Raw genomic sequence first — 18,227 nt, 5'->3', positions numbered from 1 at the left:
AATGGTGATGCTGAAAGAGGTTTGTTTTTCAGTGCGTTTATCCTAAACTGAACAGAAATCGGCCCACAATCATATTTGGGACAGATAGTATCGAGTTCAGGCCATTTTCAGGGATGAGGGCAATGCGCAATATTCAGGTCAATGATTTTCAGGATGTACCGCGTAATGTGATGGCAACAGGCAATGACTATCCAGATGGTCATCTGTTGCCGAGTCATCGCCATAACAGAGGTCAATGTCTATATGCCATTACAGGCGTACTTACGGTGATCACCCATACGGGAAGCTGGGTGGTTCCACCGAAACGCGCGCTTTGGATTCCAGCTGGGATTGACCATGAAGTGCATATGGGTGGAATCACTAAAACACGCAGTGCCTATATTCTTCCAGAAGCGGCAATGCAGGCAGATTTACCGATGCACTGCGCAGTGATCAATGTCTCACCCTTATTACATGAACTATTGTCGACAGCAGTTGATCTCCCCGTTGAATATGACTTTGGAGGAAGAGATGATTATTTAATGCGATTAATCATTGAAGAAATTGCACTCATGCCAGAGCTGCCATTAAATGCCCCCTTACCTCAAGAGCCTCGTTTAGCTGCGCTATGCCTGCAATTATTAAAAGCACCGAGCTTAGATTTTGATCTGGATAAAATTGCAGCACAGGTCGGGATGAGTCGTCGTAATTTCACCCGAATTTTTAGGCAACAAACGGGGATGAGTTTTAGCAATTGGCGACAACAGGCCTGCTTACTCAATGCGTTGACTCGAATGGAATTGGGGCAATCTATTACCAGTGTAGCGATGGAACTGGGTTATAGCAGCAGTAGTGCTTTTACTGCTGCTTTTAGACGTTCTTTGGGCGCTGCGCCACGTTTTTATTTACAAGGAAAATAATTAAGAAACCCACACTCCTGTGCTAATTTAGCTGTATTAACAATTTTTATTCTGCATCGATTTATCTCGATGGCTGCAAACAATAGACATGATAAGATTATGATTTCATTATTAAAACGCTTAGCTTTATCGCAGCAAGGTTTAGAAAAAAATAATAGCTTTGGTGGGGGTATATCTGGAACCCAGAAGGCCATTGAGCATCTCGGTTATGTGCAAATTGATACCATTTCCGTTGTGGAGCGTGCCCATCATCATGTGCTGTGGAGTCGGGTACCGGATTATCAATTGTCTCATCTAAATCAACTGGTAAAAGAGAAACAGATTTTTGAACACTGGGCACATGCAGCCTCTTATTTACCAATGCAAGATTATCGCTATGCCATGCCATTAATGAATGCAATTCGTAATGGAGAAAGCCGTTATTTCAGGGGTGATCAGAAACTGATGGATGAGATTCTGGTGCAGGTGAAAGCAGAGGGCAGCATACGGCTCAGACATATGGAGAAAGGTAAGCGGGAAGGATCAGCAGGTTGGTGGAACGCTGGACCAAGTCGCAAGGCGCTTGAGCAGTTGTTTATGCAAGGCGATTTAATGATCTGTGAACGTAATGGTATGGAAAAAGTTTATGATCTAACTGAACGTTGCATACCGCAGGGCATTGATTTAAGCACGCCAACATTACAGGAATATGCGCAGTATTTATTAAAGACCACTATACGCGCGCACGGTGTATTTACCTGGAAGCAACTGCTGCATTTGAAAACCAATAAGGATTTACGTGAAATCATGCGTAAATTACTCGATGAGCAGATTGATGCTGGTGTGCTCCAAGTTTTCAAACTTGAGAATGGACAAACTGTTTATGTTGCCAGTGCGGTGTTGGAGGATGAACCAGCGATTGCTGCTGAGGTAAAAATATTGTCTCCATTCGATAATTTGGTCATTCACCGAGAGCGCTTAAGTAGCTTGTTTGGATTTGATTACCGCATTGAATGTTATGTACCAGCCGCGAAACGGCAATATGGTTATTTTTGCTTACCACTGCTTTATGCTGATCGTTTGGTGGGCCGCATCGATTGTAAAGTGCATCGCAGCGAAAAAAGATTAGAAGTGATCAGTTTGCATTTAGAAGATCCCAATATGCAGGATCGCGATGAATTTTTGCAGGCATTAGAGCTTGAATTGCATCGTTTCGCTCAATTTAATCAAAGCACGGTACTCGATTGGGATAGAAACAAATTGGGATGAGCTCTGACTGAGCGATCGTTTGTATTGGATCGGCTCAGTCAGCGGTTGAATGAATCATTAAGGTTTATTGATAAGCTTGCTTGAAAGTTCATCCCAGCGTTGGTTTGCGCCTTGCATGGCTTGCATTTTGATATGCCCAAAGCCACGGACTTCAGCAGGTAGTTCAGCTATCTGTTCAGCAACAGCCAGATTATAGCTGTTCGGTGATGAGATCAGGGTTTCAACAAAGGCGATGTAGCGATCACGCCATGCATGCTCATGTTGACGTTCTTGTTGACGTGCAAATGGATCAAAGAAACTTTCGCGCAGCCATTGTAAACGAGCAAGTAACATCATCGGAAAACGCATCCAATAACCGAAGATACGTTTACGTACATTGGTCCCCAGTGTCGGTGGAGCGAGATGATAGGATAAACGTACACCACGACCAAATTGCGATTCAATGGACTTCTTAAAGTTTGCGCCTGTCAGTAAACGTGCAACTTCATATTCATCTTTATATGCCATAACACGATACAGTTGAGTGGCTATGGTTTTTGCCAGTGCTTCAGGTAGTAATTTAGCAACCTGTTCCAACAACATACGATATTGATTGGCATAGGCTTCATTCCAATAGTCTTGCAAACGTATCGTGCGATCATGGATCAGTTCAGCCAGTGTTTGCGGTGCATTACTTTTTGGCAAGCTGTCGAGTAAACGGGTAATTAGGCTCGGATCACTGGCAAGGTGACATCCAATACGGAAGGCTTCAAGGTTTTTATCAATTGCCGTACCATTCAGTTGAATCGCTTTTTCAATACTTTCACGTAATAGAGGAATTTGTCCTGATTGCCATGCCATTCCTAAGAGCAATTGATTGGCATAGATGGCATCGCCTAAAACCTGTGTTGCGATTCGAGCAGCAGGTAAGGAGAGCAGATTTTCTTTGTGAACACGACCACGCAGACGACCAATTAAATCATGAATCGGTGCATACCAGTCACGTTTGTTAATAAAGTCAGAGGTGGGTGAACCATCTTCATTGACAATGACCATCGCATCTTGTTTTAAGCGTGATAGCGCAGCGTTGCTACCCGCGACAATTGCATCGGCACCAATTAATAGGTCACATTGATGTTCAGGGATTTTGGTCGATGAAATTTGTGCATCGTCTGCGGCAATTTGAATATAGGAATAAACCGTACCGCCTTTTTGCGCCAGTCCAGCCATGTCCATCACACGGGTTGCTTTACCTTCCAGATGTGCAGCCATCCCCAGTAAAGCCCCAACGGTGACCACACCTGTACCGCCAACGCCACCGACCATAATACGATTTGGTGTATCAATCAGTTGAGGAATCAAAGGACGTTCAGGCCAACCTGTCGCAAAACCTTCAAATTTTGCGGGACGTTTCATATCACGGGTATGTACCGTTACAAAGCTTGGGCAGAAACCTTCAACACAGGTGAAATCTTTATTACAGCTGCTTTGGTTAATCTGACGTTTGGTGCCCAAAGCGGTTTCTACAGGCTCAATCGACAGGCAATTTGATTTTTTAGAACAATCACCACAACTTTCACAGATATCACTATTGATATAGAGGCGTTCAGCAGGATCTGGGTAAGCATCACGTTTACGGCGACGACGTTTTTCGCTGGCGCAGGTTTGCACATAGATTAAAGCGGTCACACCAGAAATATCACGTAACTCACGTTGCACGGCATCGAGGTCATTGCGATGACGGATTTCGACATGCGGTGCAAGATGCTCTTCTGCATGAATCAACTCTGGCTCATCCGTTACGATGACCTGTTTTTGAATGCCTTCTGCATCCAGCTGGCGGGTAAGTTGTGCGACACTCAAATGTCCATCGACATGCTGACCACCGGTCATGGCAACCGCATCGTTATAGAGGATTTTATAGGTGATATTGATATTGGCAGCAATGGCTTGTCGAATCGCCAAATAGCCTGAGTGGAAATAGGTACCATCACCAAGATTGGCAAAAATATGCTTTTCATTGGTAAAGTGCGAGGCACCCGCCCAACTCACACCTTCACCGCCCATTTGTGAGAAGGTTTCGGTGCCGCGATCCAGTGACACTGCAATATAGTGACAACCGATGCCGCCCAGTGCACGACTGCCTTCTGGCACGACGGTTGAGGTATTGTGTGGACAACCGCTACAGAAATACGGTTTACGCTCGGCCAAATCCAGTACGCGGCGTGATTCTTGCTCAGCTTTATGCAGTAAATCGACACGACTCTGGATTTGCTGTCTTAAGCTTTCAGGCAAATCCAACTGTAAAAATCGTGCTGCCAGCATTTTGGCAATCGGTTCTGGTTGGAACTCGTAATGCCCAATCAATGGTGCTTCTTCAAATGAGGTACTCCATTCACCTTTACCATGGATCGCTTTGCCGATCACATGTGGACGTTGCTCATCAGGCAAGGAATACAATTCATCTTTAATTTGTGCTTCTAGAATTGGACGTTTTTCCTCAACCACAATCAGCTCTTGTAAACCATTAGCAAATTCACGCAGACCTTGTGGTTCCAAAGGCCAGATTAAACCGACTTGATAGACCCGCAGACCAAGTTGTTGCGCTGTTTCATTTTCAATTCCGAGAATGCGCAAGGCTTCAATGGTATCCAGATAGCCTTTACCACTGGCTGCAATGCCAATACGGGCATGCTCACATGGCCATGTGATTTGATTCAGTTGATTGGCACGCGCATAGGCCAATACCGCGGGTAAGCGATATTGATAGAGTCGTTGTTCTTGTTGGATGCCATGATCTGGCCAGCGGATATGGATGCCGTCGGTAGGCAACTCGATTTCAGGTAAAACAGGTGTGACACGATCTAGGTCGACAATGACTGAAGCCGAGGTTTCAACAATTTCACTGACCAGTTTCATTGAGGTCCAAACCCCAGCAAAACGTGACATGGCAATCGCATGGACGCCCAAATCGAGAATATGTTGCACCGAAGTTGGATAGAAAATTGGAATACCACAACCCATCATCACATGTTCGGATTGGTGGGGAACGGTGGATGATTTACAGGAATGGTCATCACCAAACAGGGCAACCACGCCACTGTGTTTGGCCGTTCCTGCAAGGTTGGCATGGCGGAGCACATCGCCTGAGCGGTCTACACCTGGGCCTTTACCATACCACCATGCGCTCACACCATCATATTTACCCTGACCTGCAAGGTTGGCTTGTTGCGTGCCCCAAATGGCAGTCGCTGCAAGATCTTCATTGATACCAGGTTGAAAGACGACATGGTGATCTTTAAGTATGCCTCCAATTTGCCAAAGGAAATTATCATAATTCCCGACAGGGGAACCGCGATAACCTGAAATGAAGCCGGCAGTATGCAACCCGTTCAATTCATCACGGCGAGTCTGTGCTAGAGGTAACCGAACCAGTGCCTGAATGCCTGTCATATAGGCCGAACCGTGATCACTGATATATTTATCGTCCAGTGATACATCTTTAGTAGCGATCATTTTTGGAGTAACTCTTGTCGCTATATTCATTTATGTCTCCTTAGAATTGTGTGTAGTTTTGACTACTTTCTTTTTTCAACATCCGGTTGAATATTTGGAGTAAGTACATATTTTAAAAAGATTGATCAGCGGCGTTCGCTAAAAAAAACTGCTCAATCAATGTACATATTTGTCATTGTGGTTGATCCAGACTGGTGCAACAATGCGTAATTTAGAAAAAGATATTTACGTTATGCGCAAAAATCTTGATGGTGGACTGTTACATGCAATGCATGCCTTCCTGAAAGTGATTGATAGCGGGAGTTTCACGGCTGCCGCTGAACAGATGGAACTGACAACTGCGCAAGTTTCGCGATTAATTAGCGAATTAGAAGGGCGTTTAGGTACAAAACTACTACAACGATCAACCCGCCAGCATGCCTTGACCGAGATCGGTGAAACCTATGCCGAGCAGTGTCGCCAAGTACTGGCGATGGTGGAGGAATCTGAAGCACAAGCCATGGGCATGGCCGCTAGACCACAAGGGCGATTGCGGGTGTTGAGTATGGCCAGTTTTGGCCATCATTATCTGGCGCCAATGATGGCAGATTTCTGTCAAACCTATCCCGACCTGACGGTTGAATATCGGACTTCGCAAAATGTGCCTGATTTGTTAGGTAAGGGCATTGATGTCAGTCTATATCTCACCGAGTCATTGGCAGATTCACGGTTTGTGGCACGTCGAATTGGTACCATCTTTTCGGTGCTATGTGCATCACCTGCATATTTAGAAAAATATGGGGAACCTCAATCCTTGGATGATTTGCAAAAGCATGCCTGCTTACGCTTGGTCAATCCCTCAATTACCCCACAATGGCATTTGGTCAGTGAAAACAGCTGCTCTTATCAGATTGATATTAATGGACCGTTGATTGCTGATACCCCTGAATTGTTGCTGGATGTGGTACAGCAGGATATGGGCATTGCCTTATTACCGACCTTCTCATCGATTGATGCGATTCGGGCAGGGCGACTGCGTCGTATTTTACCTGCTTGGCGATCACCTGATATCGGGGTCTATACCTTATTGCCATCGCGTCATTTTGTGGATGCAAAAACACGGGCATGGCTGGAGTGGGTCGAGCAGCATATTTCGCCAAAAATACAGCAAGATACGGATTATTTTTATAACTAATCTGAGAGAGCGTTAGAAAAAGAATAACAAGGATTAAAATAAAAAATGCTTCTTTAAAAGGAGGCATTTTGTACAGAGATAATTATTAGAGTTCTTGTATAAGTCATTTTTGAGCTGTATTGAATTCGCAATGAAAGTTCCCTCTCCTTTTTAAAGGAGAGGGCTAGGGAGAGGGTTTATAAGAATCCCCCTCATCCTCTTGCGGACTTATAGTCCTCATCACCAACACCAATGGAGAAGGGACTTTCAACACCAATTATTGATTATTTTTGACTATTGAAAGAGCTCTATCATATTGAAATAAATCGCATAGACGAGTCTCGTCCCAATATCTACATGGAACGAGAAAAAGGTGAGACCTAATCAGCTGAGCAAGCTTCATTGATTAAGCTTGTTGCCAAATGATAAGTGAATCGGAATCTAGATATCACTAAGCACACTTTGTTTGCCAGTAGGCATTGCTGTAATTGGATAAGCTTTTTCGGTTTAAGACATGGCTAATATTTTGGCTGGCCTGCATCAGTTTTTCTAAATTAATGCCTGTTTCAAAGCCCATATGCGATAGCAAATAGAACAGATCTTCGGTCGAGACATTGCCTGAAGCGCCTTTGGCATAAGGGCAGCCACCCAGTCCAGCAAGTGATGAATCAAACACACGAATGCCTTGTTGTAAGGACTGATAAATATTGGCAATCGCCATGCCGTAGGTATTGTGGAAATGACCTGCCAAAACCTTGCTATCAATTTCTGCCAGACAGGCTTGCCAAACTTTTTTAACCCGATCAGGTGTGGCGGTACCGATGGTCTCACCCAAAGAGACTTCATAGCAACCCATGTCATAGAGTCGTTTAACCACCTTTAGCACTTGCTCAGGTGCAATCGCACCTTCATAAGGACAATCCACGATACAAGAGACATAACCACGGACACGTATATGCTGCGCTTTGGCTGCACGTAGCACATCAGCGAATTTTTCAAAGCTTTCATCAATTGAACAGTTAATATTTTTACGGGTAAAGCTTTCAGAAGCTGCGGTAAATACCGCAACCTCCTTGCATCCTACCGCTTGCGCAGCCTCAAAACCTTTGATATTGGGGGTGAGCAGGCTTAAATTCAGATCAGTACCTTGTGGCAGCTGCTTAAACAGCTCATCGCTTTGTGCCATTTGCGGTACCCATTTAGCAGAGACACAGGAACCGACTTCAATTGATTTTAGTCCTGCATTTATCAGATCATGAATGAAGTTTAGCCGTTGTTCGACGGTCAACGCCTGTTTTTCGTTTTGCAGACCATCTCGGGGTCCAACTTCCACGATTTTGACAAACTCACTCATGCAACTTCCTCCTGTAAAGGCTGAAATTCCACCAGTTCATCGCCAGCTTTCACCTGATCACCGACTTGGAAATAGGCATCAACAATCACGCCATCTTGTGGTGCACGGATAGTGTATTCCATTTTCATGGCTTCAAGTGTCATCAGGATATCGTCTTTTTTGACACTATGATTAGCACCGACCAGAACCTGTGTTACCACACCCGGCATGGGTGCTTTGAGGTGGCCTTGATCTGCTTGGCTATCGTCTTGATGATAATCTTGGCGAATATAGGCAAATTTATGGCTTTGTCCCGTATGGAACAGGGTAATGCCTTGCGGACTCTGGTTGAAAGACAGTTTTTGCTGGGTACCATTGAGATGAATCACCGCTGTGTGTGCATCCAATAATTGTCCAGAAATCTGATAACTTCCGCCGTTATATTCCGCATTAAAACCGTGTTCTGCCGAACTGATCTTGATTTGAATATTCTGATCTAGATAGTTCAGTTTGATGGTTTGTTTAAAGGCAATATTTAAACGCCATAGTGGTTGTGCTTGCCATAACAGTTTTTGGCTAGAGTGATTATTGCCGAGTTTGCTTAAAAACTCGATAAAGGCAGTCGTGACCACCAACTCAGGCTTAATCTGTTCAGGAGAGAACAAAAAATCATGTTCACGCTGAATTAGGTTGGTATCCAGTTTGGCCTGTTTAAATGAATCACAGCGTACAATTTTTTCAAGAAAGGCAATGTTGTTCCCTAAGCCATCGACATGGAATTGACTGAGTGCATGTTGCATTTGAATCAAAGCCGCTTCACGGTTTTTGCCCCATACGATCAATTTGGCAATCATTGGGTCATAATAGGTGGTGATTTCATCACCTTCAACAATGCCACTATCAACACGAACAGATTGGTTTTGCGTTGGGTAGTGTAGATAGTCGATTTTGCCAATCGCAGGTAAGAAGCCTTTTTCGGGTTCTTCTGCATAAATTCGTGCTTCAAGGGCATGACCTTGAATCTGCAATTGATGTTGTAGCTTTGGTAATGGCTCACCATCTGCAACACGCAATTGCCACTCCACCAGATCTTCACCGGTAATCATTTCCGTAACTGGATGTTCAACTTGCAGACGGGTATTCATTTCCATGAAGTAGGCTGTACCATCCTGTTCTACAATAAACTCCACTGTACCCGCACCGACATAATCCACAGCACGGGCAGCATCAATTGCCGCTTGACGCATGGCTTCGAGTTTCTCAGCTGGCATCTGTGGTGCAGGGGCTTCTTCCAGTACTTTTTGATGACGACGTTGTACTGAACAGTCCCGTTCAAAAAGGTGTACATAATTGCCATGCGTATCACCAAAGACTTGCACTTCAATATGACGCGGTTGAATCACATAACGTTCAATCAGGACATCATCATTGCCAAAGCTGGATTTAGCTTCACGTTTACATGAGGCTAAGGATTGCAAGAAATCCTCGCTACGTTCGACCAAGCTCATGCCTTTACCACCACCGCCAGCACTGGCTTTGATCAGTACTGGATAGCCAATTGCATCGGCTTGCTGTTTTAAAAACTCAGCCTCTTGATTGGTGCCGTGATAACCCGGTGTTAATGGCACACCTGCTTTTTCCATCAGTGCTTTAGAGGTGGCTTTGAGACCCATGGCTAAAATCGCATCGACAGGTGGCCCAATAAAGCAAATATTGTGTTGCTGGCAAGCTAGGGCAAATTGATCATTTTCGGACAAGAAACCATAACCAGGGTGAATCGCTTGGCTGCCAGTATCAATCGCTGCTTGAATAATACGATCCACCTGTAAATAACTTTGTGTGGCAGGGGATTGCCCAATATAAATCGCTTCATCCGCCAATTTAACGTGCTGTGCATTGGCATCTGCATCTGAATACACCGCAACCGTTGCGATACCGAGTTTTTTTGCAGTGCGAATCACACGGCAGGCAATCTCGCCACGGTTCGCAATTAAAATCTTTTCAAACATTGTGATCGTCCTGAATTGTTGTTATTGGGAGGTGGAAGTCCACGCAGGTTGTTGTTTATTTAAAAAGGCATTCAGTCCTTTTTTGGCTTCGCTGCCTTGACGAACTTGAGCAATATGTTGTGCTGTTTGCTTGAGCAAATCATCACTCATCGTTTGGTGGCTGACCATCTGAATCAACTGTTTCGATGCAGCCTGTGCCTGTGGTCCACCGAGTAACAGTGCATCGATAATCTCTTGAACTTTTTGGTCTAAGTCTTCTGCATCTGCGACTTCATGAGCCAAGCCAATCTGTTTGGCTTTCGGTGCTGAAATGCGTTCAGCTGTTAAGAAGTAACGAGAAGCCTGCCGAGCACCAATGGCACGAATTACATAGGGACTGATGGTGGATGGCGCAAGACCGAGTCGAACTTCCGAAGTGGCAAATTTGGCGTCAGTACTGGCAATACAAATATCACAGGCAGATGCCAAACCCATGCCACCACCAAAGGCAATACCATGCACACGCGCAAGTGTTGGTTGCTTTAATGTCGCGAGTGCATTGAGCATCTGTGCCAGTTTTAAAGCATCGGCTTCGTTTTCAGTTGAAGAGGCTTGACCAGCTTGTTTCATCCAGTTCAGGTCGGCACCTGCTGAGAAGCTTTTGCCACGTCCTGCCAAGACCACTACACGCACATCATCACGCTGATTTAAGCTGTTAAAGCAGGCATGTAATTCTTCAATCACCGTAGTATTAAAGGCATTGTGCAGTTCAGGTCGGTTTAGCCATACATAAGCCACTTGACCGTGTTGCTCCAGTTGTAAAAATTGATAGCTCATAGACACCTCTTACATGCGGAACACGCCGAACTTGGTCGGTTGAATTGGTGCATTCAGCGCAGCAGCAAGACTCAGCCCCAGCACATGACGGGTTTGAGCAGGGTCAATCACACCGTCATCCCAGAGGCGGGCAGAAGCATAATAAGGATGCCCTTGGTGCTCATATTGTTCACGAATCGGTTGTTTAAATTGATCTTCCTCTTGTGCTGTCCACTGCGCACCTTTTTGCTCAATCTGATCACGCTTCAAGGTTGATAATACGCTGGCAGCCTGTTCACCACCCATTACAGAAATACGTGAGTTCGGCCATGTCCATAAAAAGCGTGGTGAGTAAGCACGGCCACACATACCATAGTTGCCAGCACCAAAAGAACCCCCAATAATCAGGGTCAGTTTCGGTACATTGGCTGTGGCAACTGCCATCACCAACTTGGCACCATTTTTGGCAATGCCTTCATTTTCATATTGGCGACCGACCATAAAGCCAGTGATGTTTTGGATAAATAGCAATGGGATATTGCGCTGAGTGCACAGCTCGATAAAATGTGCACCTTTTTGTGCTGACTCGGAAAATAGAATCCCATTATTGGCTATGATGCCAACAGGCATGCCGTAAAGTGATGCAAAACCTGTAATGAGGGTTGAACCAAAACGTGCTTTAAACTCATCAAAACGTGAACCATCGACAATACGTGCAATCACTTCACGGACATCGAAAGGTTTACGCGCATCACTGGGCACAACCCCATAAAGTTCGTTGGCATCAAACAGGGGTTCATCAATCTGTTTGTTTAATTCGTTGGGCTTCTTATTCAAATTGGCAACAATGTTACGGGCAATCGCAAGCGCGTGTTCATCATTTTCCGCCAAATGATCGGCAACCCCTGACAGGCGGGTATGTACATCACCACCACCCAAATCTTCACTGCTGACCACTTCGCCTGTCGCGGCTTTGACCAGTGGCGGGCCACCGAGGAAAATCGTACCTTGGTTGCGTACAATAATCGTTTCATCTGACATGGCAGGGACATAAGCACCACCAGCGGTACAGCTGCCCATCACTACCGCAATTTGGGCGATACCTTGGCTCGACATACGTGCCTGATTATAGAAAATACGACCGAAATGATCTCGATCAGGAAACACCTCATCTTGCATCGGCAAGAATGCACCGCCTGAATCGACGAGATAAATACACGGCAAGTGATTTTGCTCAGCAATTTCCTGCGCACGTAAATGCTTTTTCACTGTCAATGGATAATAGGTGCCACCTTTGACGGTTGCATCATTGGCGACGATCATGCAGGTTACACCATTGACTTGGCCAATCCCTGCAATCACTCCCGCAGCAGGAATGTCATCTTCATACACCTTGTAAGCAGCCAATTGACCAATTTCTAAAAAAGCAGTGCCGACGTCAATCAGTTGATCAATACGGTCGCGTGGTAAAAGTTTGCCTCTGGCCAAATGTTTTTGGCGCGCATTTTCACCACCACCAAGTGCGACTTTTTGTGCCACTTGTTTCAGATCGCTGACCAATGTTTGCATGGCGTGTTGATTGGTTTTGAAGTCTTCACTTCGAACATTAATTTTGCTGTGTAATTGGTTCATAAGCTGCATCCTGAATTATGGTTATTATTTGGTTTCATTAAACAGTTCGCGGCCAATCAGCATGCGGCGAATTTCCGAAGTTCCTGCACCAATTTCATAAAGTTTGGCGTCACGCCATAAACGACCAGCTGAAAATTCATTGATATAACCATTACCACCGAGCGTTTGAATGGTTTCACCTGCCATCCAAGTGGCTTTTTCTGCTGCATATAAAATTGCACTGGCTGCATCTTTACGTAAGCTACGGTCATGGTCGGCTTTGTCACAGGCTGCACCAACCGCATAAACCAAGGCTTTACAAGCCAGCCAAGTGGAATACATATCCGCCAGTTTGCCTTGCATCAATTGAAATTCACCCAAGGCCTGACCGAATTGTTCACGTTCATGCAGGTAGGGAATCACCACATCCAGACAAGCATCCATAATGCCTAAAGGGCCAGCACTTAAAACCGCACGTTCATAGTCCAGACCACTCATTAGTACTTTGGCACCGTTGCCAACACCACCGAGTACGTTTTCAGCAGGCACTTCAACATTGTCAAAAAATAGCGGATAGGTATTAGAGCCACGCATCCCGAGTTTGTCTAAATGCTTACCATGACTAAAGCCGGGCATGTCTTTTTCAATCAGGAAGGCAGTCATGCCTTTGGCACCCGCATGTGGATCAGTTTTGGCATAAACAACCAGTACATCAGCATCACCGCCATTGGTGATCCACATTTTTGAACCATTGAGAACAAAATGATCGCCTTTTTGTTCAGCACGGAGTTTCATACTGACCACATCCGAACCAGCATTGGGTTCAGACATCGCTAAGGCACCGACAAAGTCACCTGAAATCAGCTTGGGTAAATATTTCTGCTTTTGTTGCTCACTGCCGTTACGGTTGATCTGGTTAATACACAAGTTAGAATGTGCACCGTAGGAAAGACCAATAGATGCGGATGCGCGCGAAATTTCTTGCAACACGATGATATGTGCCAGATAGCCTAGATTGGTGCCACCATATTCCTCAGAAACGGTTAAGCCCATCAGCCCCATGTCACCAAATTTTTTCCAAAGATGAGCAGGGAAGACATTGTCCTGATCGACTTGTTGAGCGATTGGTGCAATTTCCTTTGCACAAAATGCAGCAACTGAATCTTGTAGAGCAATTAACGTTTCATCCAGACCAAAGTTCAAGCTACGTAGGTTCATTATGTTGTCATCCCAGTGATTATATTTGTTGTTCCATTAAGCGTTGTTGTGTGTGCTTAGGAACTACCTTACAATGAATTTTTAAAAAAGTGAATAGTGATTCATAAAATGATTTACAATTCACTTTATTTGTTAGAGAATAAAATTTATGAGCTATAAACGATCAACTTTAATGCAGGAGCGGATGGAGCAAAATCGTAAATCGATTTTGAGTTCAGCCAGAAAATTAATTTCAGAGGGAGGGTTCAAAGACGCACAGATACAAACCATTGCTGAGCAAGCAGGGGTCTCAAGTGGTCTGGTTTATCGCTACTTTGACAATAAAAGTCAGGTGTTAATTGAAGTCTTGTCAGAAGCCATCAATACCGAGCTGTTGGTGATTGATGCCATCACAGAAAGTGATCTGACAGCACAACAAAAATTGCATAAGGCAGTCGCGACCTTTGTAAAACGGGCCTTGAATAGTCCGCAGCTGGCATATGCACTTATGTTTGAACCAGTGGATTCAACTGTTGAACATGAGCGTTTTCGGGTAAAGCAGTTGATTAAACAAAGTATTAAAAAAATCCTTGCGGATGGAAATGCAAGTGGTGAATTTGTTTTGGATGACTTAAACACAGCAGCCATGTGTGTGGTTGGGGCGATGACCTATGTGGTGGTCGAACCGTTGGATCCAGCGCAAAATACCAAGTTTGATCATGCGCATAAAGACTATTTTTCCAAACAGATTGCTGACTTTTGTGTGGATGCAGTACAGAAAAAGTAGGGCAGACGAAACGGTTTAACATCACAATAACAGGCAGTTTGAAAAGTAGTTGCAGTTACAACAATTAGATCAGGTAAGAACAGAATTAAAAAAGAATCAAGGAGAATGATTCAATGCAATATGTACGGTTAAGCTATGCCTCTGGAACCAGTTCGCAGCCCCTGTTGGGGATGACGATTGGAGATAAATTTGATCAAGTCTGCCAGCAATATGCTGAGCAAGAGGCGATTGTCAGTTCACATCAGAACCGACGCTTAAGCTATAAAGCGCTACAGCATGAAGTGAATGCATTTGCCTGTAGTCTGCTCAAGCTGGGTTTGAAAAAAGGGGATCGATTGGCGATCTGGTCGCCCAACTGCGTGGAATGGACCGTGACCCAATTTGCCGCATTTAAAGCAGGCATCATTTTGGTGAACTTAAATACCGCCTATAAAAGTCATGAACTGGAATATGTGTTAAATAAAGTCTCCTGCAAAGGCTTGGTTATCGCCTCACAATTCAAGACCACAGATTATCAAGAATTACTGAGCAAGATTGCGCCAGAGCTGGCATCTAGTCCTGATAAAGTATTGAACGCAGCTCGGTTACCGCATTTAAAATATGTCATTAAAATTGATGAGCAGCAGCATACAGGCATTCATCGTTTTAGCGATTTACTTGAAACCCCGAATCAATCTCAGCTTGATGAGTTACAACGCTTAGCCAAGCAGTTGCAGTTTGATGAAACCATTAACATCCAATTTACCTCAGGCACAACAGGCAATCCGAAAGGGACCATGTTGACGCATCATAATATTTTGAATAATGGTTATTTTGTCGGTGAAGGGATTGGATTAACCCCCCAAGATCGAGTCTGTATCTCAGTCCCTTTATTCCATTGTTTTGGCATGGTGATGGGCAATCTGGCTTGTATCACGCATGGTACAACCATGGTTTATCCTGCTTCTGTATTTAATCCATTGGAAACCTTAAAAACCATTGAGCAGGAAAAATGTACGGCAGCTTATGGTGTGCCGACCATGTTTATTGCCATTTTGGAACATGAGCAATTTGCTGAATTTGATTTGAGCAGTTTACGTACGGGCATTATGGCAGGTAGTCCATGTCCGAGAGAAATCATGCAGCGTGTGATTGACCGTATGCATATGTCAGAAATCACCATCTGTTATGGTATGACCGAAACCTCTCCAGTCAGTGTGCAGAGTTATATTGATGATTCAATTGATAAACGCGTTAGCACAGTGGGACATGTTCATCCACATTTAGAAGTTAAAATTGTCGATTTAGAAGGCGAAATTGTGCCACAAGGAACACTGGGTGAACTTTGTGTACGTGGTTATTCCGTAATGGCGGGGTATTGGGATGAGCCTGAAAAAACCAAAGAAGTCATCGACACAGCAGGCTGGATGCATACTGGGGATATCGCTGAAATGGACAGTGAAGGCTTTGTCAAAATCAAAGGTCGGATTAAAGATGTCGTCATTCGCGGCGGTGAAAACCTGTTTCCTAAAGAAATCGAAGACTTTTTATATACCCATCCCGATGTCTGTGATGTGCAAGTGATTGGTCTACCCGACATGCGTTATGGTGAGGAACTCTGCGCCTGCATTATTTTGCATGAACATCATCAAAGCAATGAAGACACTATCCGCAGCTTCTGCAAAGAGCATATTTCACATAATAAAGTGCCACGTTACGTTAAGTTTTTTGATGAGTTCCCAATGACCGCATCAGGCAAAGCACAGAAATTTAAATTGCAGGAAATCATGCGGGTAGAACTGAATTTGACTACTGAAATTTTTGATTAAAACTGTATTCCTCCTCAGTGTATTGAGACTGAGGAGGAGCTTTGATGTCGTGGTTGTCTAAATATAGGATGTCAGGATCAATAAATGAAGATTAGAAATGATTGGTCACGTGCAGAAATACAGGCTTTATATGAGCAGCCTTTATTAGATTTGCTGTTTCAGGCACAACAGTTACACCGACAGTATTTTGCTGCGAATACGATTCAGGTTAGTACTTTGCTCTCTATTAAGACTGGGAAATGCCCAGAAGATTGTAAGTATTGTTCGCAATCGGCACGTTATGATTCAAAACTGGAAGCAGAAAAACGCATTGCCGTCGAGAAAGTCATTCAAGAGGCACAAAAGTCTAAAGCCTCAGGTGCATCTCGTTTTTGTATGGGTGCCGCATGGCGCAATCCACATGAACGCGATATGCCTTATGTACTGGACATGGTACGTGAGGTTAAAGCTTTAGGACTGGAAACTTGTATGACTTTGGGCATGCTGAATGCTTCTCAGGCTGAGCGTTTAAAAGATGCTGGTCTGGATTATTACAACCATAATCTGGATACCTCGCGGGAATATTATTCCCACATTATTAGTACCCGAACCTTTGATGATCGACTGGATACCTTAGACCATGTTCGTCAGGCAGGCTTGAAAGTCTGTAGTGGTGGGATTGTCGGTTTAGGTGAAAGTCGCGAGGATCGGATTGGTCTTTTACACGAGTTAGCGACGTTGCCACTACATCCTGAGTCTGTACCGATCAATATGCTGGTACCGATTGAAGGAACACCGTTGGCTCAAGTCGAAAAACTGGATGTTGTTGAGTGGATTCGGACTATTGCTGTGGCACGATTAATTATGCCCAAAAGTTATATTCGACTCTCCGCAGGCCGTGAAGCATTAACCGATTCAGATCAAGCTCTAGCATTTATGGCAGGTGCCAATTCTATTTTTTCGGGTGAAAAACTGTTGACCACTGCCAATGCGGGCGAAAATCGTGATCACGCTTTATTTCAAAAATTGGGTTTGAGTATTGAAGCGAGTAAACCTTCTATAAAGCAGTTATCTGTTGATGCAATGCTGACTGTTTAAGACTTAAAAGTAGAGGATCAAATGGCGAAAGATTTTAACAGTCAAAAAGTGGTGGAACGCTATGACGATCATATTCGTCGTCTGATTCCAGGTTATGAGCTGATGCATCAACAAGTCGATGCGATTTTACAGTCAGCTTTAAGTGCAGACGCAGAGATTTTAATTGTCGGTTGTGGCACAGGCTATGAGCTTGAATATCTACTGAACAGACATCCAACTTGGTGCTTTACGGCTGTTGATCCTTCTTTGAGTATGTTGCAGAAAGCACAAGCCTTGATTCAGGGACTGGGTCAGTCCGAGCGGGTGCAATTTGTTCATGGCGAAACAGCAGCATTACCTACACAGCCAAAATTTGATGCGGCCTTGTCAATTTTAGTTGCGCATTTTGTGCCGCATGCGCTTAAACCGAGTTTCTTTGCTGAAATATCGCAGCGATTAAAAGTGGATGGATTGCTCATGACCTACGACCTGATGGCCTGTGAAGCTCCTCAACAATTCAAAGCTTTGCCACTGCTGTGTCAGAACAATGGCCTGAGTGTCGAGCAGAGCCAAGCCATGATGGAACGTTTAGAGCAAGATTTTTTCACGCTCTCTTTTGACGCTTATCAGCAACTACTTCAGTGCACAGGTTTTGAACAGGCGCGTTGCTTTAGCCAAGTTTTAACTTATCAAGGACTGATTGCTCAGAAAAAACAAGAGGATATCTTGACCTCGGAACATTCTGGTAAGGCAGTTTTCACTCAACAAGGAATTCAACATTAAAACTGCAACTTAATTTTTAGCTTTTAACGGAAGTCTTTAACAGTGGTTGAAAT

The 18,227-nt window shown here is 44.3% G+C and carries 12 protein-coding genes and 1 pseudogene; 7 read left to right on the top strand and 6 right to left on the bottom strand.

Translation table 11 applies throughout. From position 1 onward, the window contains the following. Positions 1 to 122 precede the first annotated feature (122 nt). Positions 123 to 899 (top strand): AraC family transcriptional regulator, encoded by a 777-nt coding sequence (locus tag NDN11_RS11520; RefSeq protein ID WP_251109703.1) that lies wholly within the window; start codon positions 123 to 125, stop codon positions 897 to 899. Positions 900 to 998: 99 nt separating this feature from the next. Further along, the gene (locus NDN11_RS11515) at positions 999 to 2,147 is read left to right on the top strand and encodes a winged helix-turn-helix domain-containing protein (protein ID WP_251109702.1); all 1,149 of its coding nucleotides are present in this window, start codon (positions 999 to 1,001) and stop codon (positions 2,145 to 2,147) included. Between the two features lie 57 nt (positions 2,148 to 2,204). On the opposite strand, the gene NDN11_RS11510 is transcribed toward NDN11_RS11515, so the two are convergent. Continuing rightward, positions 2,205 to 5,672 (bottom strand): indolepyruvate ferredoxin oxidoreductase family protein, encoded by a 3,468-nt coding sequence (locus NDN11_RS11510; protein ID WP_251109701.1) that lies wholly within the window; start codon positions 5,670 to 5,672, stop codon positions 2,205 to 2,207. 202 nt (positions 5,673 to 5,874) lie between these two features. Here NDN11_RS11510 and NDN11_RS11505 point away from each other — a divergent pair, with 202 nt between their 5' ends. Next, positions 5,875 to 6,816 carry a LysR family transcriptional regulator gene (locus NDN11_RS11505; protein ID WP_251111540.1) on the top strand — a complete coding sequence of 314 codons (942 nt, stop codon included), beginning with the start codon at positions 5,875 to 5,877 and terminating at the stop codon, positions 6,814 to 6,816. Between the two features lie 430 nt (positions 6,817 to 7,246). Here NDN11_RS11505 and NDN11_RS11500 read toward each other — a convergent pair whose 3' ends face one another. The 5 genes and pseudogenes from NDN11_RS11500 to NDN11_RS11480 form a co-directional block, all read right to left on the bottom strand. Beyond that, positions 7,247 to 8,149, bottom strand: a complete 903-nt coding sequence (locus NDN11_RS11500; protein ID WP_251109700.1) for a hydroxymethylglutaryl-CoA lyase — start codon at positions 8,147 to 8,149, stop codon at positions 7,247 to 7,249. Continuing rightward, positions 8,146 to 10,137 (bottom strand): acetyl/propionyl/methylcrotonyl-CoA carboxylase subunit alpha, encoded by a 1,992-nt coding sequence (locus NDN11_RS11495; protein ID WP_251109699.1) that lies wholly within the window; start codon positions 10,135 to 10,137, stop codon positions 8,146 to 8,148. Before NDN11_RS11495 ends, NDN11_RS11500 begins: the two co-directional genes overlap by 4 nt. Beyond that, positions 10,119 to 10,953: pseudogene (locus NDN11_RS11490) on the bottom strand (enoyl-CoA hydratase/isomerase family protein). Before NDN11_RS11490 ends, NDN11_RS11495 begins: the two are co-directional and overlap by 19 nt. 9 nt (positions 10,954 to 10,962) lie before the next feature. After that, positions 10,963 to 12,564 (bottom strand): carboxyl transferase domain-containing protein, encoded by a 1,602-nt coding sequence (locus NDN11_RS11485; protein ID WP_251109697.1) that lies wholly within the window; start codon positions 12,562 to 12,564, stop codon positions 10,963 to 10,965. A 24-nt stretch (positions 12,565 to 12,588) separates the two neighbouring features. After that, positions 12,589 to 13,761, bottom strand: a complete 1,173-nt coding sequence (locus NDN11_RS11480; protein ID WP_016163257.1) for an isovaleryl-CoA dehydrogenase — start codon at positions 13,759 to 13,761, stop codon at positions 12,589 to 12,591. 148 nt (positions 13,762 to 13,909) lie between these two features. On the opposite strand from NDN11_RS11480, the gene NDN11_RS11475 reads away from it, so the two are divergent. The 4 genes from NDN11_RS11475 (at position 13,910) to NDN11_RS11460 (ending at position 18,174) form a co-directional block, all read left to right on the top strand. After that, entirely contained in the window at positions 13,910 to 14,527 is a 618-nt protein-coding gene (locus NDN11_RS11475) for a TetR/AcrR family transcriptional regulator (protein ID WP_251109696.1), read from the top strand. 113 nt (positions 14,528 to 14,640) lie between these two features. Beyond that, a complete protein-coding gene (locus tag NDN11_RS11470; protein WP_251109695.1) occupies positions 14,641 to 16,335 on the top strand; it encodes an AMP-binding protein in 1,695 nt (564 codons plus the stop codon). Between the two features lie 84 nt (positions 16,336 to 16,419). After that, a complete protein-coding gene (gene bioB / locus NDN11_RS11465) occupies positions 16,420 to 17,412 on the top strand; it encodes a biotin synthase BioB (protein ID WP_251109694.1) in 993 nt (330 codons plus the stop codon). 21 nt (positions 17,413 to 17,433) lie between these two features. Further along, complete coding sequence (locus NDN11_RS11460) at positions 17,434 to 18,174, top strand: class I SAM-dependent methyltransferase (protein ID WP_251109693.1); 741 nt, start codon at positions 17,434 to 17,436, stop codon at positions 18,172 to 18,174. The last annotated feature ends 53 nt before the right edge of the window (positions 18,175 to 18,227 follow it).

The organism is Acinetobacter sp. C26M (assembly GCF_023702675.1).
Taxonomy (GTDB): Bacteria; Pseudomonadota; Gammaproteobacteria; order Pseudomonadales; family Moraxellaceae; genus Acinetobacter.
The sequence above is the reverse complement of the archived record's forward strand: the minus strand, read 5'-3'. Positions and strand labels throughout refer to the sequence as shown.